Origin of the sequence: Streptomyces sp. 35G-GA-8, assembly GCF_023534745.1 — a bacterium.
In the GTDB taxonomy this organism is placed as follows: domain Bacteria; phylum Actinomycetota; class Actinomycetes; order Streptomycetales; family Streptomycetaceae; genus Streptomyces.
The window spans coordinates 1-305 of sequence record NZ_JAMHJQ010000079.1 but is presented as its reverse complement, the minus strand read 5'-3'; the positions used below and the strand labels follow the sequence as shown (position 1 = coordinate 305).

Annotated in this window: 1 protein-coding gene; it reads left to right on the top strand. The window is 68.2% G+C overall.

Annotation, left to right across the window (positions count from 1 at the left end):
- A partial coding sequence (locus M1203_RS39435) for a transposase family protein (RefSeq protein ID WP_249954531.1) occupies positions 1-305 on the top strand: 305 nt, incomplete at both ends.

The following is a 305-nucleotide window of genomic DNA, read 5'->3' as shown; positions in this document are numbered from 1 at the left end:
GGCCGTGGAGCCTTCCCCTGGAGGACCGGGCCCTGCTGGTCGCGGCGTACTGGCGCACGAACCTGACCATGCGCCAGCTCGCCCCGCTGTTCGGGGTGTTCAAGTCGGCAGCGGACCGGATCATCAACCACCTCGGGCCGATGCTCGCTCTCCAGCCCCGCAAGCGGTTCGCCAAGGACACCGTGCTCATCGTGGACGGCACCCTAGTCCCCACCCGCGACCACGCCATCGCCGCACAGTCGAAGAACTACCGGTACTCCACCAACCACCAGGTCGTCATCGACGCCGACACCCGCCTGGTCGTC